The sequence below is a fragment of the Psychrobacter sp. CAL346-MNA-CIBAN-0220 genome (genome assembly GCF_040309805.1).
Taxonomy (GTDB): domain Bacteria; phylum Pseudomonadota; class Gammaproteobacteria; order Pseudomonadales; family Moraxellaceae; genus Psychrobacter.
The window spans coordinates 1-278 of the sequence record NZ_JBEOPF010000191.1 but is presented as its reverse complement, the minus strand read 5'-3'; the positions used below and the strand labels follow the sequence as shown (position 1 = coordinate 278).

General features: G+C 43.2%; 1 protein-coding gene. It reads left to right on the top strand.

Going from position 1 to position 278, the window contains the following annotated elements; all coding sequences use genetic code 11:
- The coding region (locus tag AAEY88_RS13275) for a hypothetical protein (RefSeq protein WP_350563144.1) at positions 1-278 on the top strand (278 nt) is incomplete at both ends.

Sequence of the window (278 nt, the reverse complement as noted above, 5' to 3'; positions counted from 1 at the left end):
ATCCGTGGTTCCTCAGGCACAAATTACCAATATCTAACAGGTACTAATGCCAACATTTCCCCCAGAATTGATGTGCGCAATACGGCCAGTGCTCAGCCAAACCATAAATATAAAATCATCATCGATTCGCGAACACCAGGCAAAGCCATGGTGTCTGTGCTGCGTGATACGTTAAATAGAGATAATCCAGCTGACTTCGTGACTTTAATCGCTCCTTTTGATGCATTAAGTTTCTCGGGGCAAGCTCCTGTCCCTAAAGATTTTTACCTATCTATAAC